Source organism: Nocardioides lijunqiniae (assembly GCF_015024225.1).
GTDB lineage: Bacteria > Actinomycetota > Actinomycetes > Propionibacteriales > Nocardioidaceae > Nocardioides > Nocardioides lijunqiniae.
The window spans coordinates 43,363-58,069 of the sequence record NZ_JACJGM010000022.1 but is presented as its reverse complement, the minus strand read 5'-3'; the positions used below and the strand labels follow the sequence as shown (position 1 = coordinate 58,069).

Annotated in this window: 9 protein-coding genes; 7 read left to right on the top strand and 2 right to left on the bottom strand. The window is 72.9% G+C overall.

Annotated features, from left to right (window positions below; genetic code table 11):
* Positions 1-47: 47 nt before the first annotated feature.
* From IRQ30_RS14585 to IRQ30_RS14565, 5 genes are all read left to right on the top strand, one after another.
* On the top strand, positions 48-1,154 hold the full coding sequence (locus tag IRQ30_RS14585) for a FecCD family ABC transporter permease (protein WP_338089713.1): 1,107 nt from the start codon (positions 48-50) through the stop codon (positions 1,152-1,154).
* Between the two features lie 53 nt (positions 1,155-1,207).
* The gene (locus tag IRQ30_RS14580) at positions 1,208-2,206 is read left to right on the top strand and encodes an ABC transporter substrate-binding protein (protein ID WP_193613711.1); all 999 of its coding nucleotides are present in this window, start codon (positions 1,208-1,210) and stop codon (positions 2,204-2,206) included.
* A complete protein-coding gene (locus tag IRQ30_RS14575) occupies positions 2,203-2,970 on the top strand; it encodes an ATP-binding cassette domain-containing protein (RefSeq protein ID WP_193613709.1) in 768 nt (255 codons plus the stop codon). The genes IRQ30_RS14580 and IRQ30_RS14575 overlap by 4 nt, the downstream gene beginning before the upstream one ends.
* Entirely contained in the window at positions 2,967-3,764 is a 798-nt protein-coding gene (locus IRQ30_RS14570) for a class I SAM-dependent methyltransferase (RefSeq protein ID WP_193613708.1), read from the top strand. Before IRQ30_RS14575 ends, IRQ30_RS14570 begins: the two co-directional genes overlap by 4 nt.
* 144 nt (positions 3,765-3,908) lie before the next feature.
* Positions 3,909-4,553: a hypothetical protein gene (locus IRQ30_RS14565; protein WP_193613706.1), complete on the top strand. Its 645-nt coding sequence runs from the start codon at positions 3,909-3,911 to the stop codon at positions 4,551-4,553.
* A 115-nt stretch (positions 4,554-4,668) separates the two neighbouring features.
* On the opposite strand, the gene IRQ30_RS14560 is transcribed toward IRQ30_RS14565, so the two are convergent.
* Positions 4,669-5,604, bottom strand: coding sequence for an endonuclease/exonuclease/phosphatase family protein (locus IRQ30_RS14560; RefSeq protein WP_193613704.1), 936 nt, complete (start codon positions 5,602-5,604; stop codon positions 4,669-4,671).
* A 157-nt stretch (positions 5,605-5,761) separates the two neighbouring features.
* Here IRQ30_RS14560 and IRQ30_RS14555 point away from each other — a divergent pair, with 157 nt between their 5' ends.
* Both IRQ30_RS14555 and IRQ30_RS14550 read left to right on the top strand, forming a co-directional pair.
* Positions 5,762-7,273: a helix-turn-helix domain-containing protein gene (locus tag IRQ30_RS14555; RefSeq protein ID WP_193613702.1), complete on the top strand. Its 1,512-nt coding sequence runs from the start codon at positions 5,762-5,764 to the stop codon at positions 7,271-7,273.
* Positions 7,274-7,527: 254 nt separating this feature from the next.
* Positions 7,528-11,748, top strand: a complete 4,221-nt coding sequence (locus tag IRQ30_RS14550; RefSeq protein ID WP_193613700.1) for an RCC1 domain-containing protein — start codon at positions 7,528-7,530, stop codon at positions 11,746-11,748.
* Positions 11,749-11,790: 42 nt separating this feature from the next.
* Here the strand turns inward: IRQ30_RS14550 and IRQ30_RS14545 are convergent, their stop codons facing one another.
* Positions 11,791-14,691 carry a proprotein convertase P-domain-containing protein gene (locus tag IRQ30_RS14545; RefSeq protein WP_193613698.1) on the bottom strand — a complete coding sequence of 967 codons (2,901 nt, stop codon included), beginning with the start codon at positions 14,689-14,691 and terminating at the stop codon, positions 11,791-11,793.
* Positions 14,692-14,707 lie beyond the last annotated feature (16 nt).

The following is a 14,707-nucleotide window of genomic DNA, read 5'->3' as shown; positions in this document are numbered from 1 at the left end:
AGCCCCCGACTTGCACTTCCTAAGCAAAATGATAATCATTCTCGTCTGTGATCACCACGACGAGCCCCGCTGCCACCCCGGCGCCGGCGGGAGCGGCGCCCTCGGCCGCCCTCGTCGCCGTCCGCGCCCTGCGCCGTCGCCAGGGGAGCCTGAACCTCCTGCTCCTCGCGCTGCTGCTCGCCACGACCACCGTGGCCCTCGGGATCGGACCCGTCGGGGTCGCACCGGCTGACGTGCTCGGGATCCTCGGGCACCACCTGCTCGGCACGCGGTACGACGCCGGCTGGACGCGCACCGAGGACGTCATCGTCTGGGGCACCCGCGCGCCGCGCGTGGCGATGGCCGTCGTGGCCGGGGCGGCGCTCGGCGTGGCCGGCGCGGTCCTGCAGGCGCTGGTGCGCAACCCGCTGGCCGACCCCTACCTGCTCGGCCTCAACGCCGGCGCCTCCGCCGGCGCGGCCGTGGCGGTGCTGGTCATCGGCGCAGGCAGCGCGCTCGCGCTCTCCGGCTCCGCGCTGATCGGCGCGGTGGGCGCGATCGTGCTCGTGATGCTGCTCGGCGGCGTCGCGGGGCAGCGCGGACCGCTGCGGCTGGTGCTGGCCGGGCTGGCCGTGGGCTACGCCCTGCACGCCGTCACCAACTTCCTGCTCTTCTGGTCCGACTCACCGGAGGCGGCCCGCTCGGTGCTCTTCTGGCTGCTCGGCTCGCTGGCCTCGGTGCAGCCGGTGATGCTGCTCGCCGCCACCGTCGCCACCCTGCTCGGCACCACCGCGCTGGTCCTTGTCGCACCGGTCATCGACGCGCTCGGCTCCGGCGACGACTCGGCGCGCTCGGCGGGTCTGCACCCCGAGCACGCGCGCTTCGCGGTGATGGCCGGGACCTCCGCCATGGTCGGCGTCGTGGTCGCGGCCGTGGGCGGGGTCGGCTTCGTCGGCCTCGTCGTGCCGCACCTCGCGCGCCGCCTCGTCGGCGGCCGGCACCGCGCCGTCGTACCCGCCTCCGCGCTGCTCGGCGCGCTCGTCCTGGTCGTCGCCGACACCGTCGCCCGCACCGCCCTCGACCCGCGCGAGATCCCCGTCGGGGTCGTCACCGGCATCGTCGGCGCGCCCCTCCTGCTCGTGCTCCTGCGCCGCTCGGGGGCGCAGTCGCTGTGAGAACCATCCGTCCGCGCCACCCGCTGTCACCCACCGCCCGTCAAGGAGCCCCCGTGCTGTCCCACCTCCGCCTGCCCGTCCTCGCGCCCGCCCTCGCGCTGGCGCTCGCGCTGCCGCTCGCCGGTTGCGCCGCCGACGCCGACGACGACCAGGAGTCGTCCGGCTCCAGCTCGGCCGTCGAGATCCAGAACTGCGGCCACACCGTCACCGTCGAGGCGCCGCCCGAGCGGGTCGTCCTGGTCAACAACGACCCCGTGGCCAACCTCGAGGCCCTGGGCGCGATCGACCGCGTCGTCGCCATCACCGCGGACCTCCAGGAGGGCCTCTACGACGACGCGACGTACGACGCCCTCGGCTCCCTGGAGCTGCTCTCGACCGAGACCAACGCGACCGGCGGCTCGGTCGTCTCGCAGGAGGCGCTGCTCGGCGCCGCGCCCGACCTGGTCATCGCCCCGGAGAACGCCGTCGACCGCGCCGCGCTGGAGCGCGCCGGCATCCCGCTCTACGTGCCGACCGCCTACTGCAACGACCCGGGCCCCGAGCTCAGCGAGACCGCGACCTTCGACCGCGTCTGGACCGAGGTGCGCGACCTGGGCACGATCCTCGGCGAGTCCGAGCGTGCCGACGAGGTCGTCGCCGACGGTGAGGCCGAGCTGGCGGCCGAGACCGCTCCCGACGCCGGCACGGCGGTCGCCCTCTACGTCTCCTCCGGCGGCAGCGTGCTCTCGCCGTACGGCGGACCGAGCATGGTGACCCCGGTCTTCGAGGCCGCCGGCCTGACCAACGTCTACGCCGACTCCGACGAGCGGGTCTTCGACGTCAACGTCGAGGACGTCCTGTCGCGCGACCCGGGCACGATCGTGCTGCTCTACTCCGGCGGTGACCCGCAGGAGACCCTCGACGCCTTCGCCTCCGCCCCCGGCGTCGATGACCTCGACGCCGTGCGCGACGGCCGCGTCGTCGCCCTGCCGTTCTCCTACACCGACCCGCCGTCGGTGCTGAGCCTCCAGGGCCCCGCGCAGCTGCGCGAGCTCCTCGCCGGCCTCGGGTGATCGAGCTCCGCGGCCTGACCGTCCGCGCCGGCGCGACGGTGCTGCTGCACCCGACCGACCTCACCGTCGCGACGGGCGCCCTGGTCGCGATCGTCGGCCCCAACGGCAGCGGCAAGTCCACCCTGCTGCGTGCGGTGGTCCGCGCGGGGCAGCGGTACGGCGGTCGGGTGCTGGTCGACGGCGCCGACGCGACGTCCCTGTCGCGCCGGCGCCTCGCCAGGCGGGTCGGGCTCGTCGCCCAGCGCGGCGACGCCGACCCGTCGCTCACGGTCGCCGAGGAGGCCGGCCTCGGGGCGCTGGCCCGTGCCGGCGGTCTCGTGGGCCGCCCGCGGCGCACCGACGAGCTCGTCGCCGAGGCGCTCGACCGCGTCGGGCTCGCCGACCGCGCCACCTCGCGGGTCGGGGTCCTGTCCGGCGGCGAGCTCCAGCGGCTCGCGATCGCCCGCGTGCTCGTGCAGGCGCCCGGTCACGCGCTGCTCGACGAGCCGACCAACCACCTGGACCCGCGCCACCAGCTCGAGGTGCTCGGCCTGGTCCGCGACATCGCGCCCACGAGCGTCGTGGTCCTGCACGACCTCGACGCCGCCGCCCGCTGGGCCGACGTCGTGGTCGTCATGGACCACGGCCGCGTGGTCGCGGACGGGCCGCCGGCAGAGGTCCTGGTGCCGTCCGTGCTCGACCCCGTCTACGGCGTGACCACCGCGGTGCACGCCGGCCACCATCCGCACTTCGAGTTCACCCTCCCCACGAAAGGAACGGCATGACCACCACCACCGACACCACGAGGCTCGACACCGCCCGCGACCTGGAGCGCCGCTGGTCGGCGCAGCAGACGGCCTACATCCGCCACCGCGCCGAGCGCTTCGCCACCATCGCCCGCGTCGTCGCCGACGTCTGCTCCGACGTGGCGCAGCCGCGGGTCCTGGACCTCGCGGGCGGCACCGGCTCGCTGGCCGCGGCCGTCCTCGCCGAGCTGCCCCACGCGCAGGTCGTCGTGGTCGACAAGGACCCGCTGCTCACCGCGATCGCCGAGGACCTCGTCCCCGACCGTCCCGGCTCCAGCGTCGCGTGCCTCGACCTCGACGACCCGGCCTGGGTGAGCGACGCCCGCGTCGCCGGCGCGCCGTACGACGCGGTCGTGAGCTCCACCGCCCTGCACTGGCTCCAGCCCGGCGCCCTCGCCCGCGTCTACTTCGAGCTCGCCGGCCTCGTCCGCCCCGGCGGCATCGTCCTCAACGGCGACCACCTGCTCTACGACGAGGCCACCGAGCCCACCCTGCTCGGCATCGCCGCCCGTGACGACGAGCGCGTGCAGTCTGCCGCCTTCGGCTCCGGCGGCGTCGACACCTGGGACGCCTGGTGGGACGCCGCGGAGTCGGTCCCGCACTACGCCGACGCCGCCGCTCGCCGCCGCGAGACCTGGGGGCAGGAGCTTCACACCCCGCCGCCCAAGGTCAGCCTCGGCTTCCACCTCGAGACCCTGCGCAGCGCCGGCTTCCGCGAGACCGGCACCGTCTGGCGCTACCTGGACGACATCGTGCTCTACGCCGTGCGGTGACCCGTACCGGCTTGTTCCCGAACTGTGGACGAATCGTGGAACGGATGTTGCCGGCTCCCGCATAGTGTCTTCCTCAGACCCGCCTACGGACCCGAGACCGTGGGCGGGTCTTTCCATTTCCTCGAGCCGCCCGAGGTCCCCCGCATGCGCCTGCGCACCATCGCCGCGGGGCTGCTGCTCCTGCTCGGTGTGGCGATGACCTTCCAGGGTGGCTCCGACCTCGCGACCGGCTTCGCGATGACGAGAGCGCCGGTGTGCGCGGAGTCCGAGCCCGCCGACGGGTGCCTGCGCGCATCGCCCGGCACGCTCGACTTCGACCGGCACGAGGGCAGGGGAGGGGCCGACCTCTGGACCCTCACCCGCCCGCGCCGGCCCGACACCTCCGTCACCGTGCTGGACTCCCGCGGCCTCGAGGGCGGCCCGGCCACCGCCTACCTCTGGGACGGCTCCGTGGTCCAGCTCGAGGGCGCCGACGGCGAGCGGGTGCCCACCCTCGACTGGGGTCCACGTCGTGCCACCGGACCGCTGGGGGTGGCGCTCCTCGGCCTCGGTGGCGCGCTGCTGCTGGGCGCTCCGCACTGCTGGGCACGCCGCTCGCGTCCCGCCGGCTCCGGCCTGGTGGTCGCCGGCATGAGCCTCGGACTCGTCGGGCTGGCCGGCGGCTGGTGGGCGGCGGCGGTCATGGCCGCGGTCGCGGGAGTGGCGGTGGGCTTCGGCGTCGCGCTGGTGCGACCTGCCCCGACGGGCGGCGGATCCGACGCCGACGTCGACGCCCCACCCGGCGGGTGACGCGCCGAGGCCTCACGAGTCGCGGGAAGCGCTCGTCGGCTCCCCGACCCGACGAACGCCGCCACACGGTCGCCACCCCGACTGCTGAGGCGCGATGCCTCTGGCGCGACTGGGCTCAGCAGGACTGTCCGGCCGACACCTTGAACGTCGCCATCACGGGCTTGTGGTCGGAGGGGAAGTCGTCGTCCGGCTCCGTGCCGGGCACGTCCGCGTAGACGGCGCGGGCGTGCTTGAAGAAGATGTAGTCGATCCGCTTCTTCTTGCCGCCGGACTCGAAGCCGTTGGTGTAGCCGTTGCCCTGGGCCGCCTTGGTCTTCCAGACGTCGTTCAGGCGGCTGGTCAGGACGTTGTACGTCTTGCTGCCGGGCACCCGGTTCATGTCGCCGGCCAGGAACGTCGCGCAGGACGGCCGGCGGATGACGTTCTTGCGCAGGAACCGCGCCTGCTCGTAGGGGACGTCCAGGGTCGTGGGGGCCGCTCCGTTGTAGGGGCACTTCTGGCGCGGCTCCCGGAAGTCCAGGTGCGTGGAGCCGACGACGATCCGCTTGCTGCCGATGCCGATCTTGGCCCCGATCACTCCCCGCTCGTAGCAGCTCACTCCCTCCCTCGGCTGGAGACGTGTCTTGCCCACCTTGCCGACGAAGTCGTAGTTCTTCCGGATCAGGATGGCGTTGCCCCTCCAGTGCTTCCCCTCCTTGTGCTCGATCGGGAAGTAGCTGGCCTTCATGCCGACGAGCTTGGCGAGGTAGACGGCCTGGTTGCACTCCCCGCCCTTGCAGTCGGGGAGGTTCCGATCGACCTCGTTGAGGAGCACGACGGAGGGCTTGTAGTGATTGATCACCCCAGCGATCTTCCCCAGGTTCTCGCCCTCCTTCTCCTCACCGCCGTACTGGATGTTGAAGGTCATGATCCGGACGGTGGTCGCTTTCGCGGCCGCCGCAGGTGCGGGCGGGGCCGCGCTCGTGGGACCAGGCACGGTCGCGACGGCCAGGACCGGGAGCGCGAGAGCGAGGGCGGTCAGGGCGACGCGCAGCGGGCGGCGGTTCTTCACGGGCACTCCTCGAGTCGGATGCGTGATGTGCGGGGTGTGTGGACCTTCTACCCACCTGCCCGCGCCTGAACCCCGCGTCCGCGCGGGGCCACCCGACCTCCCGTGAGCGCCGGGCCGCAGCCCCGCCCCCGGCCTGCGGCCGACGTATGTTTCACCCATGGTCGACGAGGCTCAGCACGAAGCAGGCGGCACGCTGACCCTGCTGAGCGAAGCCGCTGCCCAGGGGAGCTGGGAGCGCCTGGCGGCGATGGTCCCGCCGCCACCGGGGTCTGAGCGCCCCTGGGCTGATCCGCTCGACGGCGTACGCCGGCTGCTGGCCACGCGACTTGCCGAGGAGCCGGCCGACGCTGCTGACCTGGCGTCAGCCGTCGGATGGGGCCTGGCGGAGCAGGGTCGATGGGCGGAGGCGCACGAGTTCGTCCTGGTCGCGGCGCAGGCGTTCGACGGCGTGCGCGCCGAGAAGGGGAGTCCGCGGTCTCGTGCCTGGTTCGACACCATGGCGACGTCCACGCTGGTCGAGTGGCACACGCTCGGCACCACGCGCGCCTTCGACCGGCTCTCCCGCGAGCTTGCGGGGCCCCGGGCTGCCAACAGGATGACCTCCGTCCACGCTCGGGCGCTGGTCGCACTGGGACGCGTGCACCTGGGACGGCAGGAGTCCGGGAGCGCTGTGGTCTCGTTCTCACGGGCGCTGCGCCTCTCGTTCGAGGGCACGCTCGACCGGGCGAACGTCGTGGCCGAGCTGGCGCTCGCGCGGTTCCGGCACGGCGACTGGCGAGGCGCCCGGCAGGACTCCTCCCTCGCCGCGACGCAGGCGGGCTCGACCCCCTACGTCGCGGGCGCCAGCGCGGGGATGGCGGCCGACGCCATCTGGCCCGCGCTCTCCGGTGACGTGGGCACGGCGCGCGACCTCGTCGACCGGGCCCGGAGAGCCGTGACCGAACGACCGAGCGTGGCCGCGGACATCGTCATCCTCCATGCGCGCATCGCCCTCGCCATGAACGCCGGTGACTGGAAGGAGATGGTCCGGTGCCTCGCCGAGTTCGACGACTCCGGCTACCGCCGCATCTACGACCAGGACGAGTGGTTCGCGCTCAAGGCCATCGCGCTGCGCAACGCCGGATCGACGGACGAGCACCGTGAGCTCCTTCTGCGGTGGGAGGGCACCTCGCCGGGCACGAACGCGGCGTACTACTGGGCGCACCAGGGTCTGGCCGCCCACGACGCCGGGCGCGGCGCGGACGCGTTGTCTGCCGCGGCGCGGGCCGGAACGCTGATCAACGACGAGCAGGACGCGCTCGGACGAGGGTGGACGCGCATCGTCATCGGCACGCTCACCTCGTTCCACGGGGACCCCACCTCGGGGATGGATTACTACGAGGCCGCGAGGGAGGAGTTCCGCGGGCTCGGGGCGGACGGGTTCGTCAAGCGCTGCAACGAGATCCTGCAGGCGACGGCGGAGCACCTCGCCAGCCAGTCCACCGACCCGCTGGCTGCGCTGACCGCGAAGCAACGGGAGGTCGCTCGGCTGGTCGCCGAGGGCTACACCAGCGCCGAGATGGCCACCGTCCTGGGGCTCTCGAAGAAGACCGTCGACTTCCACGTGGCCAACATCGTCTCGCGACTGAGGCTGTCCGGCCGCCGGGACATCCGGCGGCTGCTCGCCTGATCAGGGCGTACTAGGACGAAGTACCAGGGTCGTCCGCGTCCCATTCCCCGCGTGTCCACACACACCTAGCGTTGCTCGTCACTGCGTGTCGGCGCAGGACTGAGCGATGAGGCGGAACAGGGATGACGACGGTTCTCGGGGTGGCTTCCCGCTGGGTCTCGAGGACAGGGGTGCTCGTCCTGACGGTCGCCCTGATGCTGGGGGCAGCGGTCGGTTCGTCACCAGCGGCCCAAGCGCAACCCGCGGGAGGGTCGGTGGCCCTCGAGCAGGGCGATCAGGTCACCGCGTGGGGCTCCAACGCCTCCGGCCAGAACGACGTGCCGGCCTCCCTGACCGGCAAGACCGTCACCGACATCAGTGGCAGCTACCACTCCCTGGCCCTGACCAGTGACGGCAAGGTCACGGCGTGGGGTAAGGACGACGACGGACAGGCCACGGTCCCGGACTCGCTCACCGGCTCGACCGTGACGGCGGTGGTCGCCGGAGGCCGTCATTCTCTGGCGCTGACGAGCGACGGGACGGTGACGGCCTGGGGCAACAACACCTACGGGCAGAGCGACGTGCCGAACTCGCTGACCGGCAAGACGGTCACCGCCATCACTGCCGGTGCCTACCACTCCGTGGCGTTGACCAGCGACGGGAAGGTGACCGCTTGGGGGTACAACTACCCCGGGCAGCCCGACGTACCGGACTCCCTGGACGGGAAGGTCGTCACCCTCATCGCGGCCGGGCCCTACCACTCGCTGGCCCTGACCAGCGAGGGAGAGATCATCGGCTGGGGGAACATCGGTGACGGCCAGGCAGACGCGCCGGAATCACTCAGTGGGAAGACCGTGACGGCGCTCGCCGCCGGGCTCCACCACTCGTTGGCCCTCACGAGCGACGGGGTCGTCACCGCCTGGGGGGACGAAGGCCTCGGAGAGATCGACCCGCCGGCATCGCTGACGGGGAAGACGGTCACCGCGATCGCCGCGGGGTGGTACCACTCGTTGGCCCTCACGAGTGAAGGTCAGGTCACAGGCTGGGGGGCCGAATTCTACGGCGAGACCGACGTGCCGGACTCGCTCGCCGGCAGGAGGGTCACCACGATCGCGGCGGCCATCTTCCACTCCCTGGCCGTCAGCTCGGTGTTCGCCGCCGACGCCGCACCGGCCATCGGGGGCGTGCCGCAGGTCGGTGGTGCGCTGACCGCCGTCCCGGGCACCTACAGCATCGCGCCCGACGGCTTCGACTTCGCCTGGGAGGTCGACGGCACCCCGGTCGGGACCGACACCGCGACGTACCGTCCCACGCGCTCGGACGTCGACAAGACGGTCACGGTCACGGTGACCGCGCACCGGGACGGCTACCCCGACGTGGTGACCACCTCCGCCCCCACCGGGCCCGTCAGCGGGGGCGGCCAGGTCACGGCGTGGGGTAGCGACTTCTTCGGTCAGACCACGGTCCCGGACAGCCTCACGGGCAGGACGGTGACGACGGTGGCCGCCGGTGAGAGCCACTCGCTGGCAGTGACCGCTGACGGGCAGGTCACCGCCTGGGGTGAGGACGGTGGGGGTCTGACGACGGTCCCACCCAGCCTGGCCGGGCGGACCACGGTCGCGGTGGCCGCCGGAACGGACCACTCGTTGGCGTTGACCGCTGACGGGCAGGTCACCGGCTGGGGTGATGACGGTGGGGGGCAGGCGACGGTCCCACCCGGCCTGGCCGCGAAGACCGTGGTCGCGATCGCAGCCGGCGCCCGGCACTCCTTGGCGTTGACCGTTGACGGGCAGGTCGCCGTCTGGGGTGCCAACAACTTCGGTCAGACCGCGGTCCCGCCGAGTCTGGCCGAGCAGTCGGTGGTCGCGATCGCAGCCGGCGCCTACCACTCGTTGGCGCTGACCGCAGACGGCAAGGTCACGGCCTGGGGTTGGAACCTGTTCGGCGAGGCCACGGTCCCACCTGCTCTGACTGGGAAGATCGTGACTGCGATCGCCACGGGCGAGCGGCACTCGATGGCGCTGACCGCGGACGGCGAGGTCATCGCCTGGGGTTTCGACCAGTTCGGTCAGGCCACGGTCCCTCCCGGCCTGGCCGGGAAGGACGTGACCGCGATCGCCGCCGGCGCCTTCCACTCGCTCGCGTTGACCGCGGACGGCCATGTCACCGCCTGGGGCGTGAACTCCTCCGGCCAGAACAACGTCCCGGTAGGCCTGGCCGGGAAGAACGTGACCGCAATCGCCGCCGGCACCTACCACTCGATGGCGCTGAGCGCCGCGCTGAACGCCGACGGCGTCCCCACGATCGCTGGGGACGCGCGGGTCGGCCAGGAGCTGAGCGTCACGGTGCCCGGCAACAACGCGGACCCGGATGCCGTCACCTTCCAGTGGTACGCCGACGGCGCCGCGATCAGCGACGCGACCTCGGACACGCTGACGCTGAGCGCCGCACAGCTCGGCACGCACGTCACCGTGACGGTCACCGCCACCAAGGACGGCTACACCTTGACCTCGACGACGTCGGAGCCCACGGAGCCCGTCGTCGCCGGCTCGTTCACCACCGGGCCCGAGGCCGGGATCAGCGGCACCGCGCAGGTGGGGCAGACGCTGACCGCGACCACCGGCACCCCCGACCCGGCGGCGGACTCGTTCGCTTATCAGTGGTTCGCGGACGGTGAGGCCGTCTACGGCGCCACCGGCGAGAGCCTCAAGCTCACCCCCTTGCTGGTCGGGACCTCCGTCAAGGTGGAGGTGACCGCGACGCGGACCGGCTACGCCGATGCGTCCGACCCTTCGGAGGCGGTCGGCCCAGTGGCCGCCGGCGCGTTCACGACGGGTCCGACGGCAGGGGTCACCGGCACCGCGCAGGTCGGGCGGACGCTGACCGCGACGACTGGCACCACCGTCCCGGCCGCAGGCTCCTTCTCCTATCAGTGGTTCGCGGGCGGCCAGCCCATCGACGGCGCCACCGGCGACAGCCTCGAGCTCACGCCGGCGCTGGCCGGGACCTCGGTCACCGTGGAGGTGACCGCGACGCGCGTCGGCTACGCGGACGCGTCGGACACCTCGGAGGCGGTCGGCCCGGTGACCGCCGGAGAGTTCACGACCGGTCCGACGGCGGACATCACGGGATCCGCAGTGGTCGGAGGGACCTTGACCGCCGTCACCGGCACCACCTCGCCCGCCGCGGACTCGTTCTCCTACCGTTGGTTGGCTGACGGTGACCCGGTGCCGGGTGAGACCGGTGCCGAGCTCGAGGTGACCGCGGCGATGGTGGGAAAGATCGTCAGGGTGGAGGTGACGGCGATCCGGACCGGCTACGTCGATGCCGTCGATCTCTCCGCCACGGTCGCCGTGATCGGCCGAGCGCAGTTCGCGACCGGTCCGACGGCGGGCATCACCGGCACCGCGCAGGTGGGGAGGACGCTGACCGCGACCACCGGCACCCCCGAGCCGGCGGCGGAGTCCTTCCGCTACGCCTGGTCTGCCGACGGAGTCCCGGTCTTCGGTGCGGAAGGAGCCACGTTCACGCTCTCGGCCGCGCAGCTGGGGGCGGTCATCACCGTCCGCGTCACGGCCTTGCGCGCCGGCTACGTCGACTCCGCCGATGACTCCGACCCGACGGCTCCGGTGGTGAGCGGGGGATTCACCACCGGACCGTCGGCGTCGGTCAACGGCACCGCCCAGGTGGGGCAGACGCTCACCGCAGGCACCGGGGCGCCGGTGCCCGACCCCGATGCCTACACGTTCGCCTGGTACGCCGACGACACCAGGGTCCCCGGTGCCGAGGCGCCAGAGCTGGTGCTCACGCCGGCGTACCGTGGGCGCCGGATCAGCGTGCAGGTCACCGCGTCGCGAGCAGGCTACGAGGACGCCAGCAGCCGGTCGGCGCCCACCGTCCCGGTGGTCACCGACAGCGCGCCGGGCCTGAGCCTGGTCATCTCGGTCCCGACAACAGGGCAGTACGGCGATACCGGCGTCACCCCCGACGGCGACCCCACCGCGCGGCGAGGAGCCCGGATCACGATCGCCTGGACGAGTGACCGTGCCCAGGCGTTGCGGGCGAACGCCTCGTTGACCGAGGCCATCGCGGCGAAGTACGCCGGGCGCGCGATCCCCGCGTCCGGCAGGGTCTCGGTCCTTCTGGAGCGGGTCGGCTGGCACCGCTACGGGTTGCAGGCCACCAACGAGGCCGGGACCACGACGGCGACCGCAGGCATCGTCGCCGTGCGGCGACCCACCCGGCTCCACGTCGAGGCCCCCACGCGGGCTCGCGCAGGCAGAGCGGTCCGGATCCGCGTCACCGGACTGGGGTTCCTGGAGCGGTTCTACGTCACCGTCGAGGGTGACCGGGTCCGCTTGGGCCAGGCCAACAAGGCGGGCGGCTTCATCCGGCGCATCGTCATCCCGGCTACTACCCGCCCGGGCATGGCCAGGATCAGGGTCACGGGACGATCCACCCATCGCACCGGCGCCGCCACCGTGCGCGTCAGGTGACGACCTGAGCGTCGCCAGGAGAGGCCGGACTCGACGCCCTGGCTACGTCCTCTTCTTCTTGAGGATGGCGGTGCTACGGACGACGGTGCGGTTGCCGGCCCTGTCGAGGCCGGTGGCGGTGTAGCGGATCTTGGTGCCCCGCACCTTGACAGTGGTCTTGCACGAGGCGACGCCGGAGTGGGCGTCGGTGGCCGTGCAGGTGACCTTCGGGACCTTGCGGTAGGTGCGGCCCTTCTTGATCCCCTTGACGGTCACCTTCGGGGCCGTGCGGTCGAGCCTCACGACGACCGTCGCCGATCCCGATCCGCCGTCGGCCGCGGCGATCGAGCGGGTGACGACGGCGCCCCGGGTCGAGGTCGTCAGCGTCACCGGCGCCGGGCAGGCAGTCGTGAGCGCGCTGCCGTCGGCCGCGCACGTGAACGCCACCCGGACCGGGGTGCGGTAGTAGCCGGAGGCGTTCGGCCTCGAGGTGCTGGTCGCCGTGGCGGTGATGACGGGAGTGCTCGGCACGATCTCGAAGGTCTGGGTGGACGGGATGGCGGCCAGGTGGTCGGCGCCGCCGGCCTGGTCGGCGCGGACGACGCAGGTCCCGAGCCCGGCGAGGGTGACGGTGGTGCCCGTGACGGTGCAGGCTCCGTTGGTCGAGCCCGACCCGACCGAGAACGTCACCGGGTTGCCCGAGGCTCCGCCGGCCGCCGCGACGGTGAAGGTGTTGCCGACCCGCGGCCGGGCGGGGGCGCTCGAGGTGAAGGAGACCGTCTGGGGTCCCTGGGTGACGAGGGTCGTGCGCGTCACGCGTCCCGGCGCGAAGTCAGCACCACCGGCCTGCTCGGCCGCGACGACGCAGGTGCCGACGTGGACGAAGGCGACGGTCGTGCCCTCGACCGTGCAGGCGCTGTTGGTGGTGGCCGGGTCGACGGCGAAGGTCAACGGGTTGCCCGAGGCGCCGCCGGTGGCGACGAGGGGGGCCGCGTTGCCGACGCGGGGATCGGCCGGCTCGGGTGACGTGAAGACGACGTCCTGGGCGGTCTTCGCGACGGCGATCGTCTGGGTGGCCAGCCCCGGCCCGAGGTCGCCGGCGCCGGCCTGGCTGGCCGCGACGACGCAGGTGCCGGCGTGGACGAAGCTGACGGTCGTGCCGTCGACGGTGCAGGCGCCGTTGGTCGTCGCGGGGTCGACGGCGTACGTGACCGGGTTGCCGGACTCCCCGCCGACGGCGTCGACCGTGTAGCTCTCCCAGATGTGCGCCGGCGACGGAGCCTCGCTGAGGAAGGCGACGGTCTGCGGGTCGGGCAGCACCTCGACCTCCAGGGTCGCCTCGCCGGGGAGGTAGTCGACGCTGCCTTCCTGGTCGGCGGCGAGCACGCAGGTGCCGGCGTGGTCGTAGGTCAGGACGCCGGCAGTGAGGTTGCAGGCCGCGTTGGTCGTGCTCGGGTCGATGCTGAGGACCACCGGGTTGCCGGTGGCGCCGCCGGTGGCGCCGGGCTCGTAGCTCTGCCCGATCGGGACCGTCGCGGGCTGGGCGGGCACGAAGACGATGGGCTGCGCGCCCTGGGGGACCGTGATCGTCTGGGTCGTCGTCCCGGCCACGTAGGTCTCGTCCTCGGGGACCGTAGCGGCGACCACGCAGCTGCCGACGTGCTGGAAGGTGACGACGGTCCCCACGAGGGTGCAGGCGTCGTTGGTGGTCGACGGGTCAATGCTGAACACCGCCGTGCCGGCCGAGCCGTCGACGGTCGCCGCGACGGCGTACGTCGTGCCGACGGCGGGTGTCGCCGGCGTCGACGCGAAGGCGACCGTCTGTTGGAGCTTGGTCGTGATCGTGACGGACCAGCCGTCCATCGACCCGTTGACGGCGGGGGTGTCGTCGAACACGAACAGCCGCCACTGACCGTTGGGGTCGGTCCCGGCGAACGCGCCGGTGAGGGTGGCGCTCGCTACCTCGACCGGTGCCGGCGGGGGCATGTAGTCGTAGTCGCTGAATCCGACGTTGAACGGTTGGTAGGTGCCGCTGCCGACGCTGGTCGAGTCGGGGATCGGTGCGGCCGCTGCGTCGCTGAAGGTCAGGTCGGCGCTCGTCATGGTGCCGCCGCCGGCGTCGGAGATCAGGAACACGCTCCTGCCGGTCGGGCCGACGAGGAGCACGTCGAGGTCGTCGGGGTTGGCGTGCGTGACTCCGGTGAGGGTCGCCTCCACCGAGGTCACCACGCCGGTCGTGCTCACGTCGACGGTGGTCGGGTACGGCGACGTCGCGAAGGGCCCCGGCAGCGCGATCGGGGCGCCGGCGGAGCTCATGTCGTGCTGTTGGCCGCCGGCGGTCACGCTCAGCGTCCATCCGGCGAGCTGGCCGGCGAGGCCGCTGAAGTCGTCCCGGCCGTAGAGCGACCAGACGCCGCGGGGGTCGGTCCCGCCGAAGGCGGCGGCGAACGTGGTGCTCGCGGAAGGGGCGGGCGCGGGCGCGGGGAACACGTCGTCACCCCCGCCGGTGTCGGAGACGTTCGTCGGCCCGTAGGTGGTGCCGGACACCAGTGGCGCGCTGGTGGCGGCCGGGGCGCCATCGACGAAGGCGAGCGTGCCGTCGATCACGTCGCGCCCGCTGCCCGCGTCGGAGAGGAAGAGTAGGTTGGCTCCGGTCGGCCCCACGAGCATCAGGTCGAGGTCCCCGGGGTAGGTGTGCGTCAGCCCGGTGAGCGTGACCTGCACCGCGGTGATGGTGCCGTCGATGTCGCCGATGTCGATCGAGGACGGGTACGGCGCTGCCACCCCCACCGACGGCTGGTTGGCGATCGAGACGGGGCTCGTGCTGCCGGCGGTGATCGTGGCCGCGGCGCCAGCCACCGGCGTCGCCACGACCTGGGTGACACCGATCGAGGCCATGACGAGCAGCAGGGCGGCTGCACGGCGCAGGCGCGTGCTCGTGCGGGGTCGGCGGGCGCGTGCCATGAGGGCTCCTGACGGA

What these genes read in the sequence shown, in the direction of transcription:
- IRQ30_RS14565 (WP_193613706.1), top strand. Translation starts at nt 3,909, where the DNA reads ATGCGCCTGCGCACCATCGCCGCGGGGCTGCTGCTCCTGCTCGGTGTG.
- IRQ30_RS14570 (WP_193613708.1), top strand. Translation starts at nt 2,967, where the DNA reads ATGACCACCACCACCGACACCACGAGGCTCGACACCGCCCGCGACCTG.
- IRQ30_RS14555 (WP_193613702.1), top strand. Translation starts at nt 5,762, where the DNA reads ATGGTCGACGAGGCTCAGCACGAAGCAGGCGGCACGCTGACCCTGCTG.
- IRQ30_RS14545 (WP_193613698.1), bottom strand. Translation starts at nt 14,691, where the DNA reads ATGGCACGCGCCCGCCGACCCCGCACGAGCACGCGCCTGCGCCGTGCA.